Raw genomic sequence first — 24,228 nt, 5'->3', positions numbered from 1 at the left:
CTACGCCACCTGGGGCGCGGTGTCGTGGCGGCAGCTGTCGATCTGCCGGACCAGCTGGTGGGTGAGGGCGGGGAAGAGGTCGTCCATGAAGTAGAAGTGGCCGCCGGGGAAGAACTTCTGGGCGAAGCGGGCGGTGGTCTCGCGCCGCCACAGGTGCATCGCCGACGGCGGCGCCCAGGGGTCCTGGGTGCCGCCGAACACGGTCAGCGGCGAGCTCAGCGGGGAACGGGCCGGGTCCGGGCGGTAGTTGTCGACGGCGGTCAGGTCGGCGCGCACGGTGCGCAGGAAGCGGTCCAGGAAGTCGGGGGCCTCCGCGACCCGTTCCGGCATCCCGCCCAGCTCGAAGAGGACCTTCAGCAGGGCGCAGTCGTCGCGTTCGCTGAGCGGGGTGACGTCGGGACGCCGGAAGTGCGGGGCGACGCGCCCCGACACCCCCGTCCACAGCGGGGCACAGCCCAGGCCCTCCAGGGAGCGGGCCGTCTCCAGGGCCACGATCGCGCCCATGCTGTGCCCGAACAGGGCGAGCGGGGTGTCGCCGGCCCAGGGCAGGACGTCCGCGACGGCGGTGGCGACGACGTCGGTCATGTCGTCGAGGGGCGCCTGCCCGGCGCGGCGGCCGCGTCCGGGCAGGTCGAGCAGCAGCAGGTCCCAGTCGTCGGGCAGGTGCCGGGCGAACGGGTGGTACACCGCCGCCGAGCCGCCCGCGTGGTGGAAGCCGATCAGGCGCAGCGCGGGCGAGTCGACGGGGCGCGGACGGTGGAAGGTCCGGGTGTGGCTGTTCATTTCTCCCATCCCATGGCGGCGGACACCTGGTCGCCCAGGTACGCGAGGAGGTCACCGACCGGCATCTCCACCGGGCAGTCGAGCGTGGGCAGTTCCACCCCGTAGCGCTGCTCGACGCTCTTGGTGAGCAGCATCGCGGTGAAGGAGTCGCCGCCGACCTCGCAGAACGGGGTGGCGGGCGGCAGCAGACCGTCGGCCTTGAGGACGGCGGCGAGTTCGGTGGCCAGGTAGGAGCTGATCTCCGCCGGATCGCGGGGCGCCTGCTGCGCCTGAACGGCCGGGAGCGGGATCTCGGCGGCGCCCCGGCTGCCCGGCTCGGGCTCGTCGGCCCAGAACCGCTTGCGCTGGAAGGGGTAGGTCGGCGCCTCGGTGAACCGGGCGCCGGGCGCGGCCAGTCGGTCCAGGCGCAGATCGGCCCCGCCGTGGTAGAGCGCGGCGAGCGCGGCGGCCAGCAGCCTCGGGGTGGCCTCCGGGTCGTCGGTGACCAGTGGCAGGGTCTCCCCGGCGGCCTTCAGGTACGCCGCCGGACCGTTGCCCGTCTCCCCGGCCGGGGCCGCCGACGTCCGTACGCCCAGTGCGGCCAGCACGCCGCCGAGGCGGCCCGCCGGAGCGGCCGAGCCCTGCGCGGCGGCGGCGAGCCGCGGGAAGCGGCGGGCCAGGACGGCGAGGGCGCCCTCCAGCACCTCGTCGGAACCGGATGCGCTCAGCGTGACCCGGTCGACGGCCGGGGCGCCCGTGCCGCGCCGCCGGCTGCCCAGGGCCGCCGCCAGCTCCCGGGCGTCGGTGCCGACCACGGCGAGCCGGTGCCCGAAGTGCACCCGCCCGGCCCGCAGGGTGTGCGCGAGCGCGGCGACCCCGGCCGTGTCCAGGCCGGCCAGCGCGGTGCGCACCCGCTCGGTCAGCTCGGCGAGCGCCTGCGGGTCCTTCGCGGACAGCGTCAGCAGCTCCGGGTGGCCCGCCTCGGGCGCCGCCTGCTTCCCGGTCTCTCCGGCGGGACCGGCGAGGACGACGTGCGCGTTGGTGCCGGACAGGCCGAAGGCGCTGATCCCGGCCACCCGCGCTCCGGCCGGCGCGGGCCACGGAGTCGCTCTGCGCGGTACGTCGATGGCGATCTGGTCCCACGGGATGAGGGAGTTGAGCCGCCCGTCGCCCCGCTGCACCGCCGCCGGCACGGACTCCTCGCCCAGGACGACGACCAGCTTCATCAGCCCCGCGATACCGGCCGCCGCCTCCAGGTGCCCGATACGGGCCTTCACACTGCCGAGTGCGACCGGCTCGGCCCGCTGCTGCCCCGCCCCGGTGCCGATCACCGCGTCCAGCGCGCCCACCTCGATGGGGTCGCCGAGTGCGGTGCCGGTGCCGTGCGCCTCGACGTAGCCGACGGCGGACGGCTCGGTGCCGGCGTCGGCGAGGGCGGCCCGTATGACCTCCTGCTGCGCGGGCCCGCTGGGCACGGTGAAGCCGGAGGACGCGCCGTCGTGGTTGACGGCGGTGCCGCGGATCACGGCGTGCACCGGGTGGCCCTGGGCGACCGCCTCGTCCAGCCGCATCAGCGCGACCACGCCGACACCCTCGCCGCGCCCGTACCCGTCGGCGTCCGCCAGGAAGGTGCGCGAACGGCCGCCCGGCGAGAGGGCCTCGCCCTGGCACAGCGCCACCATGAGGTCCGAGCCGAGGATCAGGTTGGCGCCGCCGGCCAGCGCGTACCGGCACTCGCCGCCGCGCAGCGCCCGCACCGCCTGGTGGATCGCCACCAGGGAGGACGAGCAGGCGGTGTCGACGCCCAGCGCCGGACCCGACAGGCCCAGCGCGTACGACACCCGGCCCGCCAGGAAGCAGTGGCCGCTGCCGGTGCTGTGGTACGGGTCGATGCGGCTGTAGTCGCCGTCGCTGACGAACCGCTGCCCGTACTCGGACGCCATCACGCCGATGAACACGCCCACCGGCAGCCGGTCCTGGCGGCGCGCCGCGATACCGGCCCGTTCCAGCGCCTCCCAGGACACCTCGAGCAGCAGCCGCTGCTGGGGGTCCATGATCTCGGCCTCGCGCTGCGAGATGCCGAAGAAGGAGGCGTCGAAGGAGGCGATGTCGTCGAGGAACCCGGCCCGGTCGACGTAGGAGTGACCGGCGGTGCCGCGCTCGGGGTGGTAGACGGCCCGCAGCGACGGGCGGTCCTCGGGGAGGGGGGACAGGGCTCGGAAGTCGGGGTCGTCGGCGTAGAGGAAGTCGCGGTAGGCGCGCGGGCTGTCGACCCCGCCGGGCAGCCGCATCGCCATGCCGACCACGGCGACGGGGGCGTGCGCGCGGGCCTCGGCCGCGGCGAGGCGCTCCTTGAGCCGGCGGGACAGCTTGAGCTGGTCCTCGATCACCCGCCGCAGATCTTCTGTGTTCACTGGAGTTTCGGGCATCTCACTGCTCCTGCGCTCGGTGGTCATCGCCTGCTCACTGGTCCTGGGCGAGGTCGTCGTCGACGGCCCGGAGCAGTTCGTCGAGGGAGAGGTCTTCGAGGGAGTCGAGGGAGTGGGGGGTGTGGGGGGAGTCGAGGGACGGTTCGGTGGCCGCGGCCACCGCCACGGGCGCCAGTGCGGGGGCGGTCGCCGGGGCCTGGGTGGCGGCCAGGAAGCCGCTCATCGCGAGGACGCTCGGGTGGTCGATGGCGACCGTGGCGGGCAGGTCCCGGCCCATCGCGTGGGCCAGGGCGGCCCGCAGGTCGATCGCCATGATCGAGTCGAGGCCGAGCTGCGAGAAGCCCTCCGCGTCACCGGAGCCGTCCTCGGGCAGCCCGTCGTGCGAGCCGAGCATCCTGGCGACCAGACCCCGTACGGCGTCCCGCAGCACATGCTCCGTGTCACCGGCGTCGCCCGTGTCGGCCGCCCGCAGCCGGTCGCGCAGCCAGCCCGCCGGCTCGCCCTCGGTACGCGGTCCGCCCGCCTTGCGCACCGGCTCCGCCAACGCGGCGACCAGCGCGGCCCGCGGATGTCCCGCGGTCTGCTCGGCGTAGCGTGCCGGGTCCAGGGCGACCACGACCAGCCGCTCCCGCTCGCCGTCGGCGGCCACCGCCAGCGGCATCGCCGCGTCGGCGTCGGTGAGGGAGCGGATGCCGAGCCGCTGCGCGGCCCGTTCGACGGCCGCGGCGGCGGCCATGCCGCCCTTGGCCTCCGGCACCCACGGACCCCAGTTGACGCTGGTCGCGGTCAGACCCCGGGCGCGCAGCGCCTCGGCCAGACCGTCCAGGTAGCCGTTGGCGGCCGCGTAGTTGGCCTGTCCGGCGGAGCCGAGCACGGCCGACACCGACGAGAACAGCACCACACCGGTCGGTTCGTGCTCCGCGATCGCGTCGGCGAGGACGTCGGCGCCGAGCGCCTTGGCGTGGAAGACCTTCTCGTACGACTCGTCGGTGAGCGACGGGAAGGCGCCGTCGGCGTTGACGCCGGCCAGGTGGTAGACGGTGCCGAGCGGCCCGTCGGCGGTCGCGGCGGCCACGGCCCGGGCCACGTCGGCCGGGTCGGTGACGTCACCGCGTACCAGCGACACCCGCACCCCGGACGCGGTGAGGGAGTCGATGACCTGCTGCTCCACGGTGCCGGGCGCGGACCGCGCCATCAGGGTCACGCGGTCACCGCCCCGGGCGGCGTGCGCGCCGGCCACGGCCAGGCCGAGCGCGCCGAGCCCGCCGGTGATCAGCGCGCCCCCGGCATGTCCGCGGGAGGCGGGCTGGGCCGGCACGTCGACCAGCCGGGCCACGCGGACACCGGTGTCGGTGTACGCCAGCCGGGTCTCCGTCGGCAGGGCACCGAGCAGTGCGGCCACGCCCTCGGCCACCCAGCCGGCGTCCAGCCGCAGCCGGGTCAGCCGCCGGTCGGCCTGCTCGGCCTCAAGGGAGGTCATGAGCCCGAACAGGGCCTCACGCAGGGGGGCTTGCGCCGCGTCCCCGTCGGCGAGGAGGACGTAGGGCAGGTCCTGCGGGAGTTCCCGGAGGGTGGCGGCGAGGGTGCGGGCCGCGTCCAGGGTGGTACGGGCGTCGATCTCGTCGTAGGCCAACCAGCGTGCGTCCACGACCAGTTCGGCGTGGTCCGGAAGTCCGTCGGTGTGCACCGTGTGGCCCGCCGCCGTCAGCGCCTGGGCGAGTTCGTTCGCCTCACCCAGCAGCGCGATGGACAGCGGGGCGGCGAGCGGGGCGGCCGCGTCGTCGGGCAGCGGGAGCCAGTCCACCGTGCGGACCAGGCCGTCGCCGCGCAGGCTGGCCTCCAGGACGGCGCGCGAGGCGTGCCGGATACGGAACTCGTCGGCGCGGAACACGCTGTGCTCGGCACCGGTGGCCGGGTCGACCGCGTACAGGTGCAGGTCGGCCGTCTCCACCCGCAGCCGGTCGTTGGCGAGCGGCTCGGCGCGCAGCACCCGCACCTGACCCCACAGCTCGCCCTCGGCCAACGGCCGCCCGTGGAAGGACAGTTCGTGCGCCGCGAACGGGATCGCCAGGGACGGCGCCTCGATCGCGCCGTCGTCGACGAGGAACACGGCGATGGACTGGAAGCAGGAGTCGATCAGGCCGGGGTACAGCTCGTAGTCGGCCGGGTCGTCGGGCAGTTCGGGCATCCGGTAGCGGACCAGGGCCTCCTCGCCGCGGATCCACACCTCGTCGATCCACTGGAAGGACGGGCCGAGGGTGTAGCCGAGGGCGCGGAAGTAGTCGTAGAACTCGGCGCGGGTCAGGTGCCGGTCGGCGGCGGCCATGAAGGCGGCGCGGTCGGCGGGGCGCGGCCGGTGCGTGTCCTCGACGGCCGGGGCCGAACAGCGGCCGCCGATGTGCTTCTGCCACACGCCGCGTTCGGCGTCGAGGAGGCTCTGCACGGACAGTTCCGCTTCGCCGTCGGTGCCCGGCCGGTCGACGGTGATCTGGACCTCGTACTCCTCGCCGTCCTTGATGACGAGGGCGCGCGGGCAGATCAGGTCGCGGATGAGGACGGGCGAGCCGTCGCCGCCGAGGGCCGACAGGACGGTGGCCAGGTGCGAGGCGGCCGGGGTGACGACCGTGCCGTAGAGGCGGTGGTCGGTCAGGTACGCCGGGAAGTCGGCGGTGCGCGGGAAGGCGAAGGCGCGCCCGGTCAGGGCCGGGGACCTCAGCTCGGCGCCCCAGTGGCGGCCGCGCGGTGCGGTGACCGTCGTCGGGGTGCCGGTCGCCCGGGTCCAGTACGTGGTGTCCGCGAAGGGGTAGCGAGGGGCGGCCGCTTTCTTCGCGGGGCGGCCGGTGATCGGGGTGAAGTCCAGGTCCTGGCCCTGCTCGTAGAGGTGCTTGGCGGCACCGAGCAGCTGGGCGCGGTCGGCGCCGCCGCGGCGCAGCGAGGGCACGCCCCCGCCGGCCGGGGTGAGTCCGGCGGCCCGTACCAGGTTGACCAGGGTCCGGTCGGGGCCGACCTCCAGCAGGACGTCGACGCCGAGGTCGGAGAGTGCCTGGGCGCCCTCGTGGAAGCGGACCGCCTGGCGGATGTGCCGGACGAAGTAGTCCGGCCCGTAGGTGTCCTCGTCGGCCTCGGCGCCGGTGACGTTGGCGATCACCGGGATGCGCGGTGGCTGGAAGGAGAGCGGGGCGATGGCGGCCCCGAACTCGTCGAGGACCGGGTCCATCAGCCGGGAGTGGAAGGCGTGCGAGACGGTGAGCGCCCGGGTGCGCACGCCCTGTTCCGTCAGCCGCTCGGCGAGCGCGTCGAGGCGGTTCTTCGTCCCGGCGACGACCACCGACTGCGGCCCGTTGACCGCGGCCACGTCGACGCCGGCCTCCTCGGCCCAGGCGGCCACGGTGTCCGGGTCGCCCGGGATCGACAGCATCCCGCCGGGCCGGGTGGACTGCATCAGGCGGGCCCGGTGCGCGATCAGCGCCAGGCCGTCCTCGAGGCTGAGCACCCCGGCGTGGACCGCGGCGGCGACCTCGCCGACGCTGTGCCCCATCACGGCGGTGGCGCGCACGCCCCAGGACTCCCACAGCGCGGCCAGGGCCAGCTCCAGCGCGACCAGGGCGGGCTGGGTGATACGGGTCTGGTTCACGGCGTCGGGGTCCTCGCCGTAGAAGACCAGGTTGAGCAGCGAGTCGCCGAGGTAGGGGGCGAGAATGCGGTCGCAGTCGTCGATGACCGCGCCGAACACCGGCTCCGTCTCGTACAGTTCGCGCCCCATGCCGAAGTACTGGGCGCCCTGCCCGGAGAACAGGAACGCCACCCGGGGGGTGCGTGTGGCCGCGTCGGCCGGTGCGCCCGCGGAGCGCAGGGCCGCGAGGAGCTGCTCGCGGTCGCCGCCCAGCACGGCCCGCCGTACGGGCAGGTGGGCGCGGCCGGTGGCGGCGGTCGCGGCGAGGCCGGGCAACTGCTCCTCGTCGGCGCTCTCCAGTGCCTGCTCCCAGGCGGCGGTCAGCCGTTCCAGGCCCGCCGGGTCGGACGCGGACAGCGGCAGCAGCAGCGGTCCCTCGCGGTCCGGGGCGGGGGCCGCCTCGGTCACGGGGGCCTCGCCGAGCACGATGTGGGCGTTGGTGCCGGAGAACCCGAAGCCGGAGACCCCGGCCAGGCGCGGCCGGTCGCCGGGCGTCCAGGGGACACGGCCGTCGACGACCCGGAGGTTCATGTCCCGCCACGGCACGTGCGGGTTGGGCGTCTCGTAGTGCAGCCCGGCCGGGATACGGCCGTGGCGCAGGGCCAGCACCGTCTTGAACACCGAGGCCATGCCCGAGGCCGACTCGCAGTGCCCGATGTTGCTCTTCACCGAGCCGACCAGCAGCGGCTCACCGGGGCGCCGGCCCGGGCCGAACACGTCCCAGGCGGCCTCCAGCTCGATCGGGTCGCCCAGCGAGGTGCCCGTGCCGTGCGCCTCCAGGTAGTCGATGTCGGCGCCCGTGACCCCGGCGTCGGCGAGCGCGTCGCCGATCACCCGGCGCTGGGCGGTGCCGTTCGGGGCGGTGAAGCCGGAGGAGGCGCCGTCCTGGTTGACCGCGCTGCCGTGCACGACCGCGAGGACCCGGTCCCCGTCGCGCACGGCGTCGCTCAGCCGGCGCAGCACCAGCACCCCGCAGCCCTCGGCGCGTACGAACCCGTTGGCGGAGGCGTCGAAGGTCTTGCAGCGCCCGTCCGGGGACAGCATGTGGGCGCGGGAGACGGCGACCGAGCAGGACGGCGCGGTGATCACGTTGACGCCGCCGACCAGCGCGCGGTCGCTCTCGCCCGAGCGCAGCGAGCGCACGGCCAGGTGCAGGGCGACCAGCGAGGACGAGCAGGCGGTGTCCACCGCGAGGGCGGGGCCGTGCAGGCCCAGGTAGTAGGCGATGCGTCCGGCGGCCGCGTTCAGGGCGGTGCCGGTCGGGAAGTAGGCGTCCAGGGCGTCGAGGCCGCCGCCCTCCATGACCCGGGCGTAGTCCGAGTTGGAGATGCCGACGAAGACCCCGGTGCGGCTGCCCGCCAGCGCGGAGGGGGCGCAGGACGCGTCCTCCAGGGCGTGCCAGGCGGCTTCCAGCAGCAGGCGCTGCTGCGGGTCGAGGCTCTCCGCCTCACGGGCCGGGATGTCGAAGAAAGCGGCGTCGAAACGGCGGATGTCGCTCAGGAAACCGCCCTGCGCGGGGGAGTTCAGTGCCTCGGCGTCCCACCGGTCGGCGGGCACCGGGCCCACTCCGTCGCGGCCCTCCTCCAGCAGCGACCAGAACTCCTCGACGGAGTCGGCGCCGGGGAAGCGGCCGGCCATGCCGACGATGGCGATGGGGTCGGCTTCCGGGGTGTTCTCAGGGGAGGCGGGCCGCTGGGTGGCGGTGGGCGCGGGGCGCGCGGCCGGGCGGCGGGCGGGAGCCGGCTTGGCCTTGGGCGCCGTACGACCCGACAGGCGGCCGGTGAGTTCGGTGGTCAGCCGCTCCAGGGTGGGGTGGCCGAAGATGTCGCCGATGCCGACGGCCAGGCCGAGCACCTCCGTCAGCCGGGCGGCCGCGTCGACCGCCATGATCGAGTCGAGGCCCAGGTCGAGGAAGCCGGTGCGCTCGGGCACGGCGGCGGGGTCGTCGTGGCCGAGGATCCCGGCGAGGACACCGCGGACGTGGGCGGCGACCAGGGCGGGGCGGCGGTGTTCGGGGGCGGCGAGGAGCTCGTCACGGGGAGTGGCACCCGCGTCCTCCGCCGTCGCCTCCGTCGCGGTCAGCAGGTCGAACAGCGGCCGGGGGCGTATGGCGTTGATGACCGAGGTGAACCGCTCGGCGTCCAGTTCACAGGCGACCAGGTGGGCGCCCCGCGGGCCCGCGGCCGTGAGGGCGGCGCTGCCTCGCGTCGCGGTGACCGGGTGCACGCCCATGCGGGCGAGCTGGGTGCGGGCCTCGGTGTCGGCCATGCCGTCCAGGTCCCACGGGCCGAACGCGATGCTGCTCGCGGGCCGTCCGGCCGCCGCCGCCAGCTCCGCCACGGCGTCCAGCGCGCCGTTGGCGGCCGCGTAGGCGCCGTAGCAGCTGGTGCCCCAGACGGCGGAGACGGAGGAGAGATGGACGGAGAAGTCCAGCGGCCAGTCGGCGGCGAGCAGTTGGAGCCAGTGGGCGCCGGTGAACTTGCCGTGCAGCGCGGTCGCGAACGCGTCGGTGTCGGCCTCGGCGAGCGGCAGCCGCTCGATGGCGCCGGCGGTGTGCACGATGCCGCGCACCGGGGGCAGCCCGTCGAGCACGCCGAGCGCGGCGGCCAGCGCGGGCCCGTCGCCGACGTCGGCGCTGACGTACGTCACCCGGTCGTTGTCGAGCAACTCGGCTGCCTCGGCGGTCAGTTCGTCCTGCGGGCGACGACCGAGGAGGACCAGGTGTCCGGCGCCCCGGGCGGTCAGGTCGCGGACCAGGACCCGGCCGATGGCGCCCAGGCCACCGGTCAGCAGATACGTTCCGTCGGAGCGGACCGGCAGCGGGCCTGACGGCTCCTCGGCGGCCGCGAGCCGTGCCGCGTACGTCTGTCCGTCCCGTACGGCGAGCAGGTCCTCGGCGTCCCCGGCCGCGACCGCGGCCAGCGCGGCCGCCGCGTCCTCGGGGCCCGGCTCGGCCGGGAGGTCCACGACTCCGCCCCACACCTGCGGGAACTCCAGCGCCAGCACCGGCGCGAGCCCGTGCAGCACACCGTGGTCACCCGAGACGATCACGTCCCCACCGGTGACCTGCCGGACCCCGGCCGTCACGAGGTGGACCCGCCCGGGCCCCTCGGGCAGCGCCCGCACGGCCCGCGTCGCGGCGGCGGCGAGTGCGGCCGCGTGCGCGGTGGGCGCGGTGGCGTCCAGGGCGGCGGGCAGCGGGGCGGCGGCGAGCGCGAGGACCAGGTCCCCGGGGTGCGCCGCCCGGGCGGCGACCCACTCGGCGTCGGTGACGGGGAGGGCGTCCAGCACTTCTACTGGGCGGGCGGCGGAGCGCGCGGCGTCCGCCAGGAGTGCTACGAGGGCGGGGTCGTCGCCCGCGACGAGCAGCGGGCGCGCGGGGTCGGCCTCGGGGGAGGGGGCCGGGGTGTGCGGGGCCCAGGTGAGGTGAAGGGTGGGCAGGGGGGTGTCGGCGGGGGGCGCCTGTGCCGAGACGGCGTCGGCGCCGGCCTCCTGCGCGGAGGTGGAGGAGGCACTGTCGGTGCCGGTCGCACCCGCCCCCTCTCCCACATGCGCCGGCGCATACCGCACCCGCTCCCACGGATACGCCGGCAAGTCGGCCACCGCGCGCGGCAGTTCCGCCGTCGTCGGGTCGGCCGGAGCGTCCGGGGCGCCCTGCGAGAGCCGTACCGTCTCCGGCGTACCGCCCTCCGCCAGCTCGCGCAGCGCACGCGTCGCGCTCTCCGGGTTCCCGGCGTCGACCACGGCCCGTACGTCGTGGCGGGCGCGACCGTGGGTCACCGTGTACGCGAAGGCGGCGTACTCCTCGCCGGGCAGTCCCTCCAGGCCGTCGGCCAGGCGGCCCGCCCAGGCGCGCAGCGCTCCCTCGCTCCGCGCCGACAGCTCGAAGCCGGGGACGGACGAAACAGCGTGCGGAGCGGCGAGCTCCGCCGCCGTCGGCGGGCCCAGCACCACGTGGGCGTTGGTGCCGCTCATGCCGAACGAGCTGACGCCCAGGCAGCTGCCCGGGCCGGTCTCCTCGGCGTCCCAGGTGACCGTCTCGCGGGGGATCTCGATGCCCGTACCGTCGAGGTCGATGCGGGGGTTCAGCGTGCGCAGGTGGACGACCGGCGGGATCGCGCGCCGCTTGACCGACAGCACACCGCGGATCAGGCCCGCGATGCCGGAGGCGGCCTCCAGGTGGCCCAGGCTGGTCTTCACGGAGCCGATGCGGAGGGGAGCGCCGCCCGCCGAGCGGTCCAGGGCCGTCACGATCGCCTCGACCTCGATCGGGTCGCCGAGGGCCGTGCCGGTGCCGTGGGCCTCGATGGCGCCGATGGCGTCGGGGGTGAGGCCCGCGTCGTCGAGGGCGGCACGGATGAGGGAGATCTGGGCGCGGACGTTGGGCGCGGTGAAGCCGGAGGAGCGGCCGTCCTGGTTGAGGGCGCTGCCGCGGATGACGGCGTGGATCCGGTCGCCGTCGCGCCGGGCGTCGGCGAGCCGCTTGAGGACGACGACACCGCAGCCCTCGCCGCGGGTGAAGCCGTTGGCGCGGGCGTCGAAGGTCTTGCACAGCCCGTCGGGGGCGAGGGAGTTGGTCTGCTGGATGAGGCGGGTGGAGCGCGGCGACAGGATGAGGTTGACGCCGCCCGCGAGGGCCACGTCGCACTCGTCGCGGCGCAGGGCCTGCCCGGCGAGGTGGACCGCGGTGAGGGAGGAGGAGCAGGCGGTGTCGACGGCGACCGCCGGGCCCATCAGGCCCATGGTGTAGGCGAGCCGGCCGGCGGCGAAGCAGTGGCCGTTGCCGGTGAGCCAGTAGGCGTCCTCCTGGCCCGCGGGCTGCCAGTCGCGGTAGTCCTGGCCGGTGACGCCCACGTAGAGCCCGGTGCGCCGGCCCGCCTCGGCGAGCGCGCGGGGCGGCAGGGCGGCGTCCTCCAGGGCCTCCCAGGCGACCTCCAGGAGCAGCCGGTGCTGCGGGTCGAGGCTGCGGGCCTCGCGGGGGCTGATGCCGAAGAAGGCGGCGTCGAAACCGAGGACGTCGTCGAGGTGGCCGCCGCGGTGCGGGAGCGACTCCCAGTCGGCGGCGAAGGGTTCCTTGCGGTGCGCGGGCATCGGGCGGACCAGGTCGCGACCCTCGGACAGGGCGGTCCAGTAGCCGTCGAGGTCGGCGATCCCGCCCGGCAGCCGCAGGCCGACGCCGACGACGGCCAGCGGGCCGCCGTGGCCGCCCGCCGAGCCGGCCTTCGCCTCCTCCAGCTCTGCGCGCAGCTTCTTGATCGTGTCCATCGCCCGGCTGAGCGGGGTGGCGGTGCTGCGCCCGGCGCCGGACTGCCGGCCGGCCGGAGTCTCATGGGTCGGTGTGCTGGTCACAAGAAGTCCCTCGCGATCGGCAGTGGTTGCTTCGTCTGAGCCGGGGAGAGCGAAACCGGGCGCCGCCCTGTTCGGCGGCGCCCGGCCCGGTGTCTCAGTCCCGCGGGGATCAGTTCCGTACGGGATCCTCGGGGCCGGTGAGGCGCCCGGTGAGCATTCCGGCGAGGGCCGCGGTACTGCCGTAGGTCCACAGGAGCGTGGGCGACAGCTTCATTCCGAACGCCGCCTCCAGCCGGTTGCGCAGCTCCAGGCTCATCAACGAGTCAAGCCCAAGGGACTTGAAGGGGGCTTCACGGTCGATCGAATCGGCCTCGAGCCGCAGCACCCGCCCGGCCAGCTCCCGGATCTTGCCCTCGACCAGCTCGGGACGCTCGGTGTCGCCCGCCTCCCGCAGCCGGCCCAGGAACTCCTCGCCGCCGCCCGAGCCGCTCCCGCCGTCCTTGGCGAGCTCGGCGACGACACCCCAGCTGGGCTGGGCCGCCGTCTCTGGGTAGGCGTCGAACCAGTGCCGGGCGTCCAGCGGGACGTACGACACCACACGGCCGGGGCCGTCCAGCAGATGGGCGAGGGCCTCCCAGGCCTCCGCCGCGGTGAACCCGGACATGCCGTGGTCGGCGAGGCGCTCACCGCGGATCGCCTCGTCGGCGGCGAGGCCGATGTCGGCGAACGGACCCCACTGGACGGCGAGTCCGGGCCGCCCGCGCCTGCGCCTGGCCTCGGCCAGCGCGTCCATGAACACGTTGCCCGCCGCGTACCCGGCCTGCCCGGGGTTGCCGACGAGCCCGGCGACGGAGGAGAACAGCACGAACGCGTCGAGCGGGTCCTCGGCCGTCAACTCGTCCAGGTTGCGGGCACCGTCGACCTTGGGCGTCAGCACCTTCGCCAGCTGGGCCTCCGTCAGATTGCCCACGGTGGCGTCGTCCAGCACACCGGCCGCGTGGAACACGCCCCGCAGCGGCGGCAGTTCGGCCCGTACGGTGTCCAGGGCCGCCGCCAGCTCCATACGGTCGGCGACGTCGACGGGGAGCGTGGTGACGTCGCACCCCCGGTGCCGCAACTCCTCGATGCGGCGCGCGGCCTCGGTGCTCGGCGCCGAACGGCCCAGCAGGACCAGGCTGCGGGCGCCGCGGTCGGCGAGGAACTCCGCGAGGGACAGGCCCAGGGCACCCAGGCCGCCGGTGAGGAGATAACTCGCGTCGGGACGCAGGCGGCCCTCGGGCAGCGGTTCCGGGGTGACGGAGGTGACCTCGGCCGGTCCGGTGAGCACCAGCTTGCCGGTGTGCTCGCCGCGCGCCATGGAGCGCAGCACCTCGGGTGCCTCGGCGAAGGGGTGCTCGGTGACCGGCAGCGGCGGCAGGGTGCCGTCCGTGACCCGCTGCCACACCGCGTCCAGGATCCGCGCGAAGCGGGCCGGGCGCCGGGTGATGAGCCCGGCCACGTCGACGGCGGCGAAACTGGTGCCCTTGGCGAAGGTGCGCAGGCTCACGGTGCGGGAGGCGTAGATGTCCCGCTTGCCGACCTCGACGAACCGGCCGTCCTCGGCCAGCACCGCCAGGCCCCGCTCGATCGCCGCGCCCGCCAGCGAGTTGAGGACCACGTCCACGCCCCGCCCGCCGGTGATCCGCTCGACCTCGTCGGCCCAGGACAGGTCACGGGAGTTCAGGACGTGCTCGATGCCCATCTCCCGCAGCCGGGCCCGCTTCTCCTCGGTGCCCGCGCTGGCGATGACATGGGCGCCCAGGGCGCGGGCCACGCCGATCGCGGCCAGACCGAGGCCGCCCGCGGCGGAGTGGACCAGTACCGTCTCGCCCGCCTCCAGGCGTGCCGTGTCCGCCAGGGCGTACCAGGCGGTCGCGGTGACCAGCGGCAGGGCGGCGCCCTGGGCGGCCGTCAGGTCCTCCGGGAGCGGCTTGACGTGTTCGGCGCGGGCGGTCAGGTGTGAGGCGAGCGCCCCGAACCCGCAGGCCACGACCCGGTCGCCGACCGTGACCCCGGTGACGCCCGGGCCGACGGCGGTCACGGTGCCCGCGCACTCGCCGCCGAGCAGTCCGGCACCGGCCGACTGGTCGGGGTAGGTGCCCATGGCCTTCATGACGTCGATGAAGTTGATCGCGGTGGCCTCGACCGCCACCTCGACCTCTCCGGCGGCCGGCGCCCGGCGTCCCAGCGGACGGAACGCCAGCCCCTCCCACAGCCCCGACCCGTCGGGCCGCAACCGGAACGGCTGCGCGGGACCGGCCCAGGGCACCGACGCGGTGACCGCTTCCTCCTCCTCGCCCCGCACCACCCGGCCCACATGGCGCCCGGCGCCGCGCAGCACGGTCTGGTCCTCGGGGTCGGCGGACAGCAGCAGCCGCGCCAGCGGACCGGCCCAGTCGTCGGCCCCGGTGCGCACGTCGACGAGGGACGCCGCGAGTTCCGGGTGCTCACGGCGCAGCACCCGCCCGAAGCCCCAGTACAGCGCGGCCCCCGGGTCGGGCGTCTCGTCGGCGGCCACGCTCTGGGCGCCGTCGGTGACGACCACCGTGCGCGGCGGCACCGGCAGCGCGGTGGCCGCCCGGACCGCCTCGGCCAGCGTGAGCAGCCCGGCCCGCTGGGCGTCGAGCCCGCGCCCGGCGCCCGGCGCCAGGAACACCAGGGCGTCCGGGTCCGCCACCTCGCGCAGCCGGTCGGCGGCGGTCAGCAGCGTGACCGAGGCGCCCTCGGCGGTGAGCGCGGCGGCCAGGGCACCGCCCGTGCCGGCGCCGTCGTACACGACCCAGTGCCCCGTGGCGCCGGAGGTCGCGGTGACCTCGTCGGCGGCCCGGAACTCGAAGCGGTGCAGGCGCGCCGGGTCCACCGTGGCCTCGTCGGCGGTGTCGATGGCCTGGAAGGCGAGGCCCGCCATGCGCAGCACGGGGCGGCCCTCGTCGTCGTGGCAGACCAGGTCGAAGGTGCCGTCGCCGGTGCGGTGGGCGTGCGCGGTCACGGCCGTCACGGACGCGTCCCGGCCCACGGCGTAGTCGACCCGTGCCACGGCGGTCGGCACGACCGTGGTGCCGCCCGGCACCAGGGCGAGGGTGACCTGGAGCGCCGCGTCCCACAGCGCGGGGTGCAGCTCGCCGGGGCGCACCCCGGCCAGGCAGGAGTCGGGCAGCCGTACGGTGCCGACGGCCTGGTCCTCGCCGACGTGCAGGGCGGTCACGCCCCGGAAGGCGGGCCCGTAGTTGAGGCCGCGGGCGGCGCAGTCGGCGTAGAACGACTCGGGGTCGACCTCCCGCGCGCCCTCCGGCAGACCGGACGGCCCCGGTATCTCCACGGCGCCCGAGCCCACCCGGGCGGTCGCGTGCCGGGTCCAGCCGTCCGCGCCCGTCGGCAGCGACGACAGCGTGAAGCCCGCCGAGTCGGTGCCGTCCTCGCGCCACACCGCACCCAGCCGGACCGGCTCGTCGGTGAGAGTGAGGTCGCTGCGGAACCGTACGGCGTGCAGCGCGGCCGGGTTCTCGCCGGTGCGGGCACGGGCGGCGGCGACCGCCAGCGCGAGCATCGCGGCACCGGGCAGTACGACGGCGTCGTACACCTGGTGGTCGCGCAGCCACGGCAGGTCGGCCAGGGACAGCTCGGTGCGGCCCTCGTGGACGTCCTGCTCGGTGGTGGCGGGGGTGAACTGGAAGCCGAGTCCGCTCGGGCCGCCGCTGCGCCGCCCGCCCTCCGGCAGCCAGAAGCGGGAGCGCTGCCAGGGGTACGACGGCACGCTCGCACCCGGCCGGGCGGGCAGCGCGGCGAACGGGGCCAGGCCCTCGGTGTAGGCGCGGGCCAGGGCGCGGGTGAAGTCGGTGAGGGCGCCCTCCTCACGGCGCAGGCTGGTCAGCACGGCCACGGGGGTCTCCCGGGTCGCGGCCAGCTGCTCCACGGCCGGGCTCAGCACCGGGTGCGGGCTGATCTCGACGACGTGGGTGACACCGGCGTCCAGGAGCTTGGTCATGGCGTCGGCGAACATCACCGGGCGGCGCAGGTTGGCGGCCCAGTAGGCGGGGTCGAGCTCCTCGCCGCCGACCTCCCGGCCGACGACCGTGGACATCAGCGGGACCGCGCCCGCGCGCGGCCGGATCGGCGCCAGCACCTCGACGAGCTCGTCCGTCAGCTCGTCCATGTGGTGGCAGTGGGAGGCGTAGTCGACGTTGACCAGACGGCAGAACGTGCCGTCCGCCTCCAGCAGTTCGCGCAGCATCAGCACCGCGTCGGTGTCGCCGGACAGCACGCAGGAGGACGGGCCGTTGTTGACGGCGAGGGAGACGCTGTCCTCGAAGCCGTCCAGCGCCTTGCGCGCCTCCTCCACGCCGAGATCGACGGCGAGCATCCGGCCGCGACCGGCGGTGCGCCTGGCGAGCGCGCTGCGCAGGGCGATGATCCGCGCCCCGTCCTCGTACGACAGGTGCCCCGCGATGGTCGCCGCGGTCACCTCGCCCTGGCTGTGCCCGACCACCACGTCCGGTTCGACGCCCGCGGCCCGCCACAGCTCGGCGATGCCGATGGACATCGCCCACAGGGTGGGCTGGATGATCTCGACGTGCTCCAGCCACTCCTCGCCCGCAGTCCCGGAGAGGATGCCCTCCAGGTCCCACGCGAAGTGTGGCCGGAGCGCCTGCGCGCAGCGCCCGACGACCTGCGCGAACAGCGGTGACTCGGCGTACAGCCGGCGTCCCATGCCGGCCCACTGCGAGCCCTGCCCGGGCAGCACGAACGCGACCCGGCCGCGCTCCTTGGCCCGGCCGGTGACCACGCCGGGGATCTCGGCGGCGGGGTCCTGGGTGAACTGCTCCAGCCGTTCCCGCAGTTCGGCCACGTCACCGGCGGTGACGGCGGCCCGCGCCGGGAAGTGGTCGCGCTCGTTGCCGAGGGTTCCGGCCAGGCGTACGACGCCGTCGGCGTCCTCGGGCAGGTCGGCCAGCACGTCCTCGGCGCGGCGGCGCAGCGCGGCGTCGTTGTGCGCGGTCAGCGGCAGCAGCAGGGCGCCGGGCGGGGTGACCGCGGGCGGCTCGTGCGGCGGCGGGGTGCGCAGCACGACGTGGGCGTTGGTGCCGCCCCAGCCGAAGGAGTTGACGCCCGCGTAGACGGTGCCGTCGGCGGGCAGGTCGACCGGCTCCGTCGCGACCTTCAGGTTGTGCTCGCCGAACGGGATCCTCGGGTTGAGCTCCTCGGCGTGCAGGCTGCGCGGGATGTGCCGCTCGCGCAGCGCCAGCACCGTCTTGACCAGCCCGGCGAGCCCGGCCGCCGCCTCCAGGTGACCGATGTTGGACTTCGCGGAGCCGATCAGCAGCGGCCCCGACCCGGCGGGGCGGGTCCGGCCCAGGGCGCTTCCCAGGGCCTCGGTCTCGATGGGGTCGCCGCGCAGGGTGCCGGTGCCGTGCGCCTCGACGTAGGCGAGCTTGTCGAGGGGGACGCCGGCGCGGTCGTAGACCTGGCGCAGGAGTTCGGACTGCGCGTCGATGTTGGGGGAGACCAGGCTGTGCCCGCCGCCGTCGTTGTTGACGGCGCTGTCGACGATGACGCCGTGGATGCGGTCGCCGTCGGCGATCGCCCGGTCCAGGCGCTTGAGCCAGACGCCGACCGCGCCCTCGCCGCGCACGAACCCGTTGGCCTGCGCCGAGAACGCCCGGCAGTGCCCGTCGGGGGACAGCCCGCCGAAGTGGGTCAGCCCGATGGAGTTGTCGGGGGCGAGGATCAGGTTCACCCCGCCGACGAACGCGCCCTCGATGTCCCCGGAGCGCAGCGCGCCCGCCGCCAGGTCGAGGGCGACCAGACCGGAGGAGCAGCCGGTCTCCACGACCAGGCTGGGGCCACGCAGGCCGAGGAAGTAGGAGATGCGGGCCGCGATGATGTCCAGCGCGTTGCCGACCGCCGTGTGCTGGGTGGTCGGGACCCCGCGCTCCTTGCGGGTGGACTGGTAGTCGTGCCACAGCGCGCCGACGTACACGCCGGTACGGCTGCCGCGCACGGCGTCGGACCGGATGCCGGCGTGCTCCAGGGTGAGCCAGCCGATCTCCAGCATCAGCCGCTGCTGCGGGTCCAGGTCCTCGGCCTCGCGGGGCGAGATGCCGAAGAAGCCCGGATCGAACTGGTCGACGTCGTCCAGGAGGGCCGCCACGCCGGGGATCTTCTTCACCGGGTCGAGCTGCGCGGAGGTGTCCCAGCGCTCCGGCGGCACGGGCCGTACGGCCTCCTCGCCCGCGGTCAGCAGCCGCCAGTACGCGTCGACGCTCGGCGCGCCCGGGAAGCGGCCCGCCATACCGACCACGGCGATCGCCGGCCGCCCCTCCTCGGCCGTCACGTCCTGCTCATTCATGCGCGCTCACCTCGTACGGGCTCGGGTCGGCGGCGTCCACGGCGCGCGGCCCGCCGGTGCGGGCGAGGGCCAGGTCGACGTCGTCGATGGCGTGCTGGGCGTTGATGACCTTGTTGAACACCCGGTACTTGCCGGGGAAGGCGTTGAGCAGCCGGAACTTCAGCCGGCGCAGCTTCACCCCGCGCGGGTCACCGACCGCGAGGTTGGCCTCCTGCATCCGCTGGAAACCGGTGACGTGCAGCTTGTGCGCACGCCGGGTGGCCACGAAGTCGTCGAACTCCGCCTTGGTGAGGACCCGTTCCGGACCGCCCCGGCCGAGCGCCGCCGCGAGGACCGGCACCAGCGTGATCGAGTCCTGCATGGCGAGGTTGACGCCCTGCCCGAGGATCGGCGTCGCGGTGTGCGAGGCGTCCCCGATGAGCAGCAGGCCGTCGCGCGCCCACTGCTCCATCTCCGCGGTGAAGATCTCCAGGAAGCCGGTGTCGTCCCAGGAGCGCAGGTGCTCGTCGACGAGCGGCGCGAGCTGCGGGGAGATCGCCATGATGCCCCGCTTGAACGACTCGAACCCGGCCGCGCGCAGCTCACCCAGACCCCGCTTGGGCAGGTTGTGCCCGATGCGCAGGGTGTCCGGGAACGTCGGCAGGATCACCAGGTGCTTGTCCCGCTCGATGACGAGCTGCGCGGCGCTGCCCCACTCCGGCGGCCTGGGCAGCTTGAACGACAGGAAGTCACGGGCCATCGGCTGGATGTCGGCGGCCAGACCGGACGCCTTGCGCACCTTGGAGAAACGCCCGTCGGCGCCGATGACGATCCGCGCCCGCACCGAGACGCGCTCCCCGCGACCGCGGCTCAGCACGGCACCCCGGACGACACCGTCCTCCTCGATGAGCGAGGAGAAGGCCCAGCCCGACAGGTAGACGTAGCCCTGGAGTTCCTCGGCGGCGCGGTTGAAGATGCGGATCAGGGACGGCTGCGGGATGTCGATCGGCAGCGGCTGGCCCGCGAACCTGCGGTAGTCGACGTGCAGGACCTCGCGCTGCTCGGCGATCGTGGTGACCGACGTGGTCTCCAGGAAGCCGTGCGCGCGCAGCGCCGGGCCGAAGCCGAGCCGGTTCAGCGACGTCACGGAGGGCGCGGCGATCGTCTCGCCGCGGAAGCTGCGCTCCAGGTTGGTCTGCTTCTCCACCAGCACGCTGCGGATGCCGCGCCGGGCCAGCAGCGTGGCCAGCAGGGAGCCGGCCGGGCCGCCGCCGACGATCAGGACCTCGGTCTCGGCCGGCGCGCTGTCGGCCGGGGTGGGGTTGGTGTGGTCGGTCATGCCGGCTCCCAGTTCTCCAGCCGGTTCTTGACGCCGGCGAGGATTTCGGCGGCCATCGCGCCGTCGATGACGCGGTGGTCGAAGACGAGCGAGAGGGTGAACACGGGCGCGACGACGACTTCGCCCGCCCGCACCCGGGGGGCGTCGGCGATGTTGCCGACGCCGAAACCGAGCGTTCCGGAGATCAACGGCAGGATCGCGCCGACCGGTTCGTGACCGATCGACGTGACCGCGAAGGTGCCCTGGAGCAGCGCCCGCCGCGCCGGATCACGCGTCATCACGCGGTACAGCAGCCGGAACACCGGCAGCGGCAGCCGCTGGAGCTTCCGCACCTTGGCGAACGGCCCGTCCGGGTCCTCCATCCGGGCCTTCTTGTAGACGTCGATGACGCTCTGCACGCCGTCCACGTCCTTGTCCTGGACGTCCGGCACGGTCCCGGAGGCCACACAGCGCTGTCCGTCGACGGTCTTGTCGAACAGCACCTTCGCGTGCACGGACGGCTGCACGCTCAGCCGGGGCGCGCGGCCGCCCCGGAACACCGCACGGGCCTCCGGGTACTTCTCCAGGACGTCGGCGGCCGCCTTCACCACGTAACTCACGTAGGAGGCGGGCCGCTCGGCGGCGGCGCGCACGGCGCGCAGCGCGCTCGCGTCGACCTCCGCCAGCAGGTACACGTGCGCGGTGCGCCGGGCCTCCTCCAGGAAGATGTACGTCCCCCGTCGCGCCGCCGGCAACGGGGTCGTCACCGGTGCGCTCACGACGACCCCCCGCCCGCGGTGTCGGCGACGAGGGCGCCGAGATCGCCCACCGACCCGGCGGCGGCGAACCGCTCGTAGTCGACGGGGGAGCCCAGCTCGCGCTCCAGGAACACCAGGACACGCAGCGCGTTGACCGAGTCCCAGCCCTCGATCGCGGACAGCGGGGTGTCCGCGCCGAGGGCGTCCTCGTCGGCGTCCAACAGCTGGCCGAGGGCCTCGACGACGGTCTGCTCGGCCGCGTCCAGGGCGGATGCTGTTCCCTCAGGGGGCATGGAAGGCTCCTTCGCCGGGGCCGACGCGCACCCATCCGGGCAGCTCGGCGAGTTGAGTGAGGTCGTGCCGGAAGTCGCCGTCCGGGCCTTGTCCGCCGGCGAATCCGAGGGAGGGGTAGAAGTCCGCGAACCGGCCGTTCTTGGCCGTCGGCACATGGCGGCCGCGCACGGCCGGGGCGCCCGCGTCCCGCGCGGCCCGCAGGACGAGCCCGACGATCGCGTCCTCCACGGAGCGCGAGAACACCCGGCACGACAGCACGAAGTTCTCGATCAGCCAGGCCCCGTCCGGCTCCCGGACCAGCGCCAGAGCACCGGCCAGCCCGTTGTCGCCGAACGCGTCGGTGACCCGGACCCCGAAGAAGGCGGCCGTGCCCTCGTCGACGCGCCGGGCCAGCTCGTCGGCGCCGTAGCGGACGCCGGTCAGGTTGAACTGGTTGGTCTTGCCGAAGAGCTGCGCGATCCGGGCACCGTTGAGCGGGCCGTACTCCTCGACCGTGATCTCGGTGCCCAGCTCGCGCAGATAGTCCTCGACGTCGGTCACGGTCTCCCGCAGCCGCTCGCGCTCGGCGCGCGCCCGGTACATCTCCCCGCGCGTGCGGTCCTCGTCCGTCAGCCGCAGCTGGTTGAAGAAGCCCGCCGAGGCGACCGCGGAGGCGTATCCGGCCGGGTCGGCCGGCAGGTCGACGACGGTCACCTCGGGCCGCTGCCGCGCCATCAGGCCCCGCTCGGCCGGGTTGTCGTCGACGAACACCATCGCGTCCGTGCCGATGTTCAGCTCGGCCGCCATGCTCGCCGCGTTGCCCGGCTTGGGGTCCCAGTTGGCGCGGAACGCGGTGAAGTCCCCGGTGCGCAGCAGCATCTCGGGGTGCGTGTCGATCGCCTCGCGGGCCACCGCCTCGTCGTTCTTGGAGCAGACGGTGAGCAGCACGCCCTGCCGGGACAGGTCCTTGGCCAGGCTCTGCAGCTCGCGGTGGGCCGAGCCGGGGAAGGCGCCGCCGATCTTCAGGGCGCCCACGCCGTCGTCGCCGACGACCCCGCCCCACAGGGTGTGGTCCAGGTCCAGGACCAGGCACTTCTTCGCGCGCCCCAGCCGGGCGAGGACCACACGGGCGACCTCGCGGGCGTAGGCGTCCAGGAACTCCTGGCCGTACGCGTGCGCGGCGATGTGCCGCATCCGGTCGGTGGCCGCCCACCGCGCGCCACCCCGCTCGGCCACGGCGTCCACCGACAGCACCACGGTGTTCGGCCGCTCGGCGAGGTCCAGCACGGCCGCGTTCATCCGCTGCCAGGCCGCCTCCACCCGCGCCCTCGTGGCGTAGTCGACCCACCGGTCACGCCGAGCGGCGCCGAGCGGCACCGTGTTCAGCACCGCGAGGGTGCCCACATGGCGGTCGTACGCGTCGAGCCAGGCGGCGAGTTCGGCCGGGAACGCGGCACAGCGCGCCACCACCTCGTCGGCGTCCAGCGGGTCGGTGACCTTCTCGAAGACGGCGCTGTCGTCCAGCAGACAGGCGGTGACGGCCGGCCCGTGCTCCCGCAGCGTGGGCGCGCCGGTGAGGATCTCGAACCGCCACTGGTTGAACCCGGTCGTCGCCGTGTCCGGCTGCACCCCCTCGGCCAGCAGCGCCGTGGTCAGCAGCGGCGGTACGGGATCGGCGGTCGCGGACGCGAGCAGGGCCAGCGGTACGGGAGTGAAGGCGCCGGACGCGGCCAGCGCGGTCCGGGCGGCGCGGGCGCCGAGCAGCGCGCCGGCCGCCTCGCGGTCCACGGGGTCGCCGAGCGCGCCGAGCACCGTACGCACCCGGTCGGCGGCCCCGCAGAGCTCCCCGGAGCGCTTCAGGGCCCGCAGCTCCGCCAGGTCTCCGGCGGCGGGGCGGGCGGGTGCGGTGGTCATCGCGTCGCTCCGCCCTGGTGGCGCAGCGCCAGGCCGGACAGGATCCACTTGGACGACTCGACGTTGGCCACCAGCATCCGGCCGCCGACGCCCAGGCCCGAACGGATGCGCTTCATCGCCCGGTTGAGCTGCACGAAGGGCACCGCGTTGCCGTTGTTGCCGGTGTCCGCGACACAGTTGACGGCCTGCTCGGGGCGCACCCCGAGGCGCTTGCGGATGCCGTCGGTCATCACGCCGTTGAGCTGCGGCAGCAGCACGTGCTCGACCTCGTCCAGACGCCAGCCGGTCTCCGCGGCCAGCTCCTTGAAGATGGTCTCGGCGTGCTCCGGCACATGGTGCTCGATGGCCTTGTAGTCCTCCTCGCCCCACGGCTCGCGCACCGGCCCGTCGGGGCCCTCGGTCACCGTGGAGCCCTCGGTGCCGAACCAGCGGGCGATCTGCGCGGGCTTGCGGCCCATGCCGGTGGTGCGCAGGAAGAGGTGCTCGACCAGCAGCCCGGGTCCGTCCGGGTCGGCCTCCACGACGACCGCGCCGGCGCCGTCGCCGAACAGCGCGAAGTTGATCAGCTCGGCCGGCGACATGTTCGCGATCTCGCCGCTGGACGGGAACAGCTTCAGGCAGGTGTCGGCGCCGATGACCAGCCCGCGCCGCAGCCCGGACGCCAGCAGCGCGCGGGCCGTGTACAGGCCGGTGAGCGCGCCCGCGCAGCCCGACATCAGCTGGAAGGTGGGCACGTCGTTGAGGCCGATGCGGTCGGCGACCAGGTTGACCGTGGCCGGCATCAGGTGGTCGGGGGAGGCGGTGGTCAGGACCAGGAAGTCCAGGGACGCCACGTCGGCCCCGGCGTCCGCGAGCGCGCCGGTGGCCGCGGCGACGGCCAGGTCGGAGGTGCTCTTCGGCACCGAGGGCGGGGAGTCCGTCCGGCAGAAGTACCGGGTGCGGTTGCCCGTCATCATGTCGAGCCACTTCTCGTGCAGTCCGAAGCGCTCGGCCATGTCGCGGTTGGTGACCGGCTCGCCCGGGAGCACCTCGCTGAATCCGCTGAGCCTCATGCCGCCACCTCCGCGAGGGCGCTGTTGACCAGGTCGAGCAGGGCCCGCGGGGTGTCCGCGGCGGCGATGCGCTCGCGGTCCAGCTCCACGCCGTACTCGCGCTGGATCCGGCCGGTGGTCTGGAGCAGCATCAGCGAGTCGCAGTCCAGGTCCTCGAAGACGACGTCGAGGTTGCGCGTGTCGAGGAGGCTCGGGGACTCGGAGTCGTGGAACTCCAGCATGATCTCGCCGAGATCCCGGAGGGTGAGTTGTGCCATCGTCAGTTACCCCTTCACCAACGGCGGTTCGTCCGTATCGGCGCGGTCAGGTCGTGTCGTCACCGCCCCGCCGCCCGCCTCGGGGCGGGGCCCGGCCGGGTGTCGGGGACGCGCGATCCGGGGGACTTCGATCGCGGTC

At 74.8% G+C, this 24,228-nt stretch carries 10 protein-coding genes; all 10 read right to left on the bottom strand.

Annotated elements, in window-relative coordinates; genetic code table 11:
* Positions 1-783, bottom strand: a complete 783-nt coding sequence (locus ACGFNV_RS42590) for a thioesterase II family protein (protein WP_393630564.1) — start codon at positions 781-783, stop codon at positions 1-3.
* Positions 780-3,191 carry a beta-ketoacyl synthase N-terminal-like domain-containing protein gene (locus ACGFNV_RS42585; protein WP_393630563.1) on the bottom strand — a complete coding sequence of 804 codons (2,412 nt, stop codon included), beginning with the start codon at positions 3,189-3,191 and terminating at the stop codon, positions 780-782. The genes ACGFNV_RS42590 and ACGFNV_RS42585 overlap by 4 nt, the downstream gene beginning before the upstream one ends.
* A gap of 34 nt (positions 3,192-3,225) precedes the next feature.
* On the bottom strand, positions 3,226-12,213 hold the full coding sequence (locus ACGFNV_RS42580; protein ID WP_393630561.1) for an SDR family NAD(P)-dependent oxidoreductase: 8,988 nt from the start codon (positions 12,211-12,213) through the stop codon (positions 3,226-3,228).
* Between the two features lie 109 nt (positions 12,214-12,322).
* Complete coding sequence (locus tag ACGFNV_RS42575) at positions 12,323-18,538, bottom strand: SDR family NAD(P)-dependent oxidoreductase (RefSeq protein ID WP_393630559.1); 6,216 nt, start codon at positions 18,536-18,538, stop codon at positions 12,323-12,325.
* The gene (locus ACGFNV_RS42570) at positions 18,531-19,856 is read right to left on the bottom strand and encodes an FAD-dependent monooxygenase (RefSeq protein ID WP_393630557.1); all 1,326 of its coding nucleotides are present in this window, start codon (positions 19,854-19,856) and stop codon (positions 18,531-18,533) included. Before ACGFNV_RS42570 ends, ACGFNV_RS42575 begins: the two co-directional genes overlap by 8 nt.
* A complete protein-coding gene (locus ACGFNV_RS42565) occupies positions 19,853-20,614 on the bottom strand; it encodes a 2-oxo acid dehydrogenase subunit E2 (protein WP_393630555.1) in 762 nt (253 codons plus the stop codon). The genes ACGFNV_RS42570 and ACGFNV_RS42565 overlap by 4 nt, the downstream gene beginning before the upstream one ends.
* The gene (locus ACGFNV_RS42560) at positions 20,611-20,886 is read right to left on the bottom strand and encodes an acyl carrier protein (RefSeq protein WP_393630553.1); all 276 of its coding nucleotides are present in this window, start codon (positions 20,884-20,886) and stop codon (positions 20,611-20,613) included. Before ACGFNV_RS42560 ends, ACGFNV_RS42565 begins: the two co-directional genes overlap by 4 nt.
* Entirely contained in the window at positions 20,876-22,780 is a 1,905-nt protein-coding gene (locus ACGFNV_RS42555) for an HAD-IIIC family phosphatase (protein WP_393630552.1), read from the bottom strand. The genes ACGFNV_RS42560 and ACGFNV_RS42555 overlap by 11 nt, the downstream gene beginning before the upstream one ends.
* A complete protein-coding gene (locus ACGFNV_RS42550; RefSeq protein ID WP_393630550.1) occupies positions 22,777-23,832 on the bottom strand; it encodes a 3-oxoacyl-ACP synthase III family protein in 1,056 nt (351 codons plus the stop codon). Before ACGFNV_RS42550 ends, ACGFNV_RS42555 begins: the two co-directional genes overlap by 4 nt.
* A complete protein-coding gene (locus tag ACGFNV_RS42545) occupies positions 23,829-24,089 on the bottom strand; it encodes an acyl carrier protein (RefSeq protein ID WP_133926323.1) in 261 nt (86 codons plus the stop codon). Before ACGFNV_RS42545 ends, ACGFNV_RS42550 begins: the two co-directional genes overlap by 4 nt.
* Positions 24,090-24,228 lie beyond the last annotated feature (139 nt).

Source organism: Streptomyces sp. NPDC048751, from assembly GCF_043198595.1.
GTDB lineage: Bacteria > Actinomycetota > Actinomycetes > Streptomycetales > Streptomycetaceae > Streptomyces.
This window is presented reverse-complemented; position numbering and strand designations above follow the sequence as displayed.

Bases quoted from the DNA above. Each gene is read 5' to 3' on its own strand.
- ACGFNV_RS42590 (WP_393630564.1), bottom strand. From the start codon at position 783: ATGAACAGCCACACCCGGACCTTCCACCGTCCGCGCCCCGTCGACTCG.
- ACGFNV_RS42585 (WP_393630563.1), bottom strand. From the start codon at position 3,191: ATGCCCGAAACTCCAGTGAACACAGAAGATCTGCGGCGGGTGATCGAG.
- ACGFNV_RS42575 (WP_393630559.1), bottom strand. From the start codon at position 18,538: ATGAATGAGCAGGACGTGACGGCCGAGGAGGGGCGGCCGGCGATCGCC.
- ACGFNV_RS42570 (WP_393630557.1), bottom strand. From the start codon at position 19,856: ATGACCGACCACACCAACCCCACCCCGGCCGACAGCGCGCCGGCCGAG.
- ACGFNV_RS42560 (WP_393630553.1), bottom strand. From the start codon at position 20,886: ATGCCCCCTGAGGGAACAGCATCCGCCCTGGACGCGGCCGAGCAGACC.
- ACGFNV_RS42555 (WP_393630552.1), bottom strand. From the start codon at position 22,780: ATGACCACCGCACCCGCCCGCCCCGCCGCCGGAGACCTGGCGGAGCTG.
- ACGFNV_RS42550 (WP_393630550.1), bottom strand. From the start codon at position 23,832: ATGAGGCTCAGCGGATTCAGCGAGGTGCTCCCGGGCGAGCCGGTCACC.
- ACGFNV_RS42545 (WP_133926323.1), bottom strand. From the start codon at position 24,089: ATGGCACAACTCACCCTCCGGGATCTCGGCGAGATCATGCTGGAGTTC.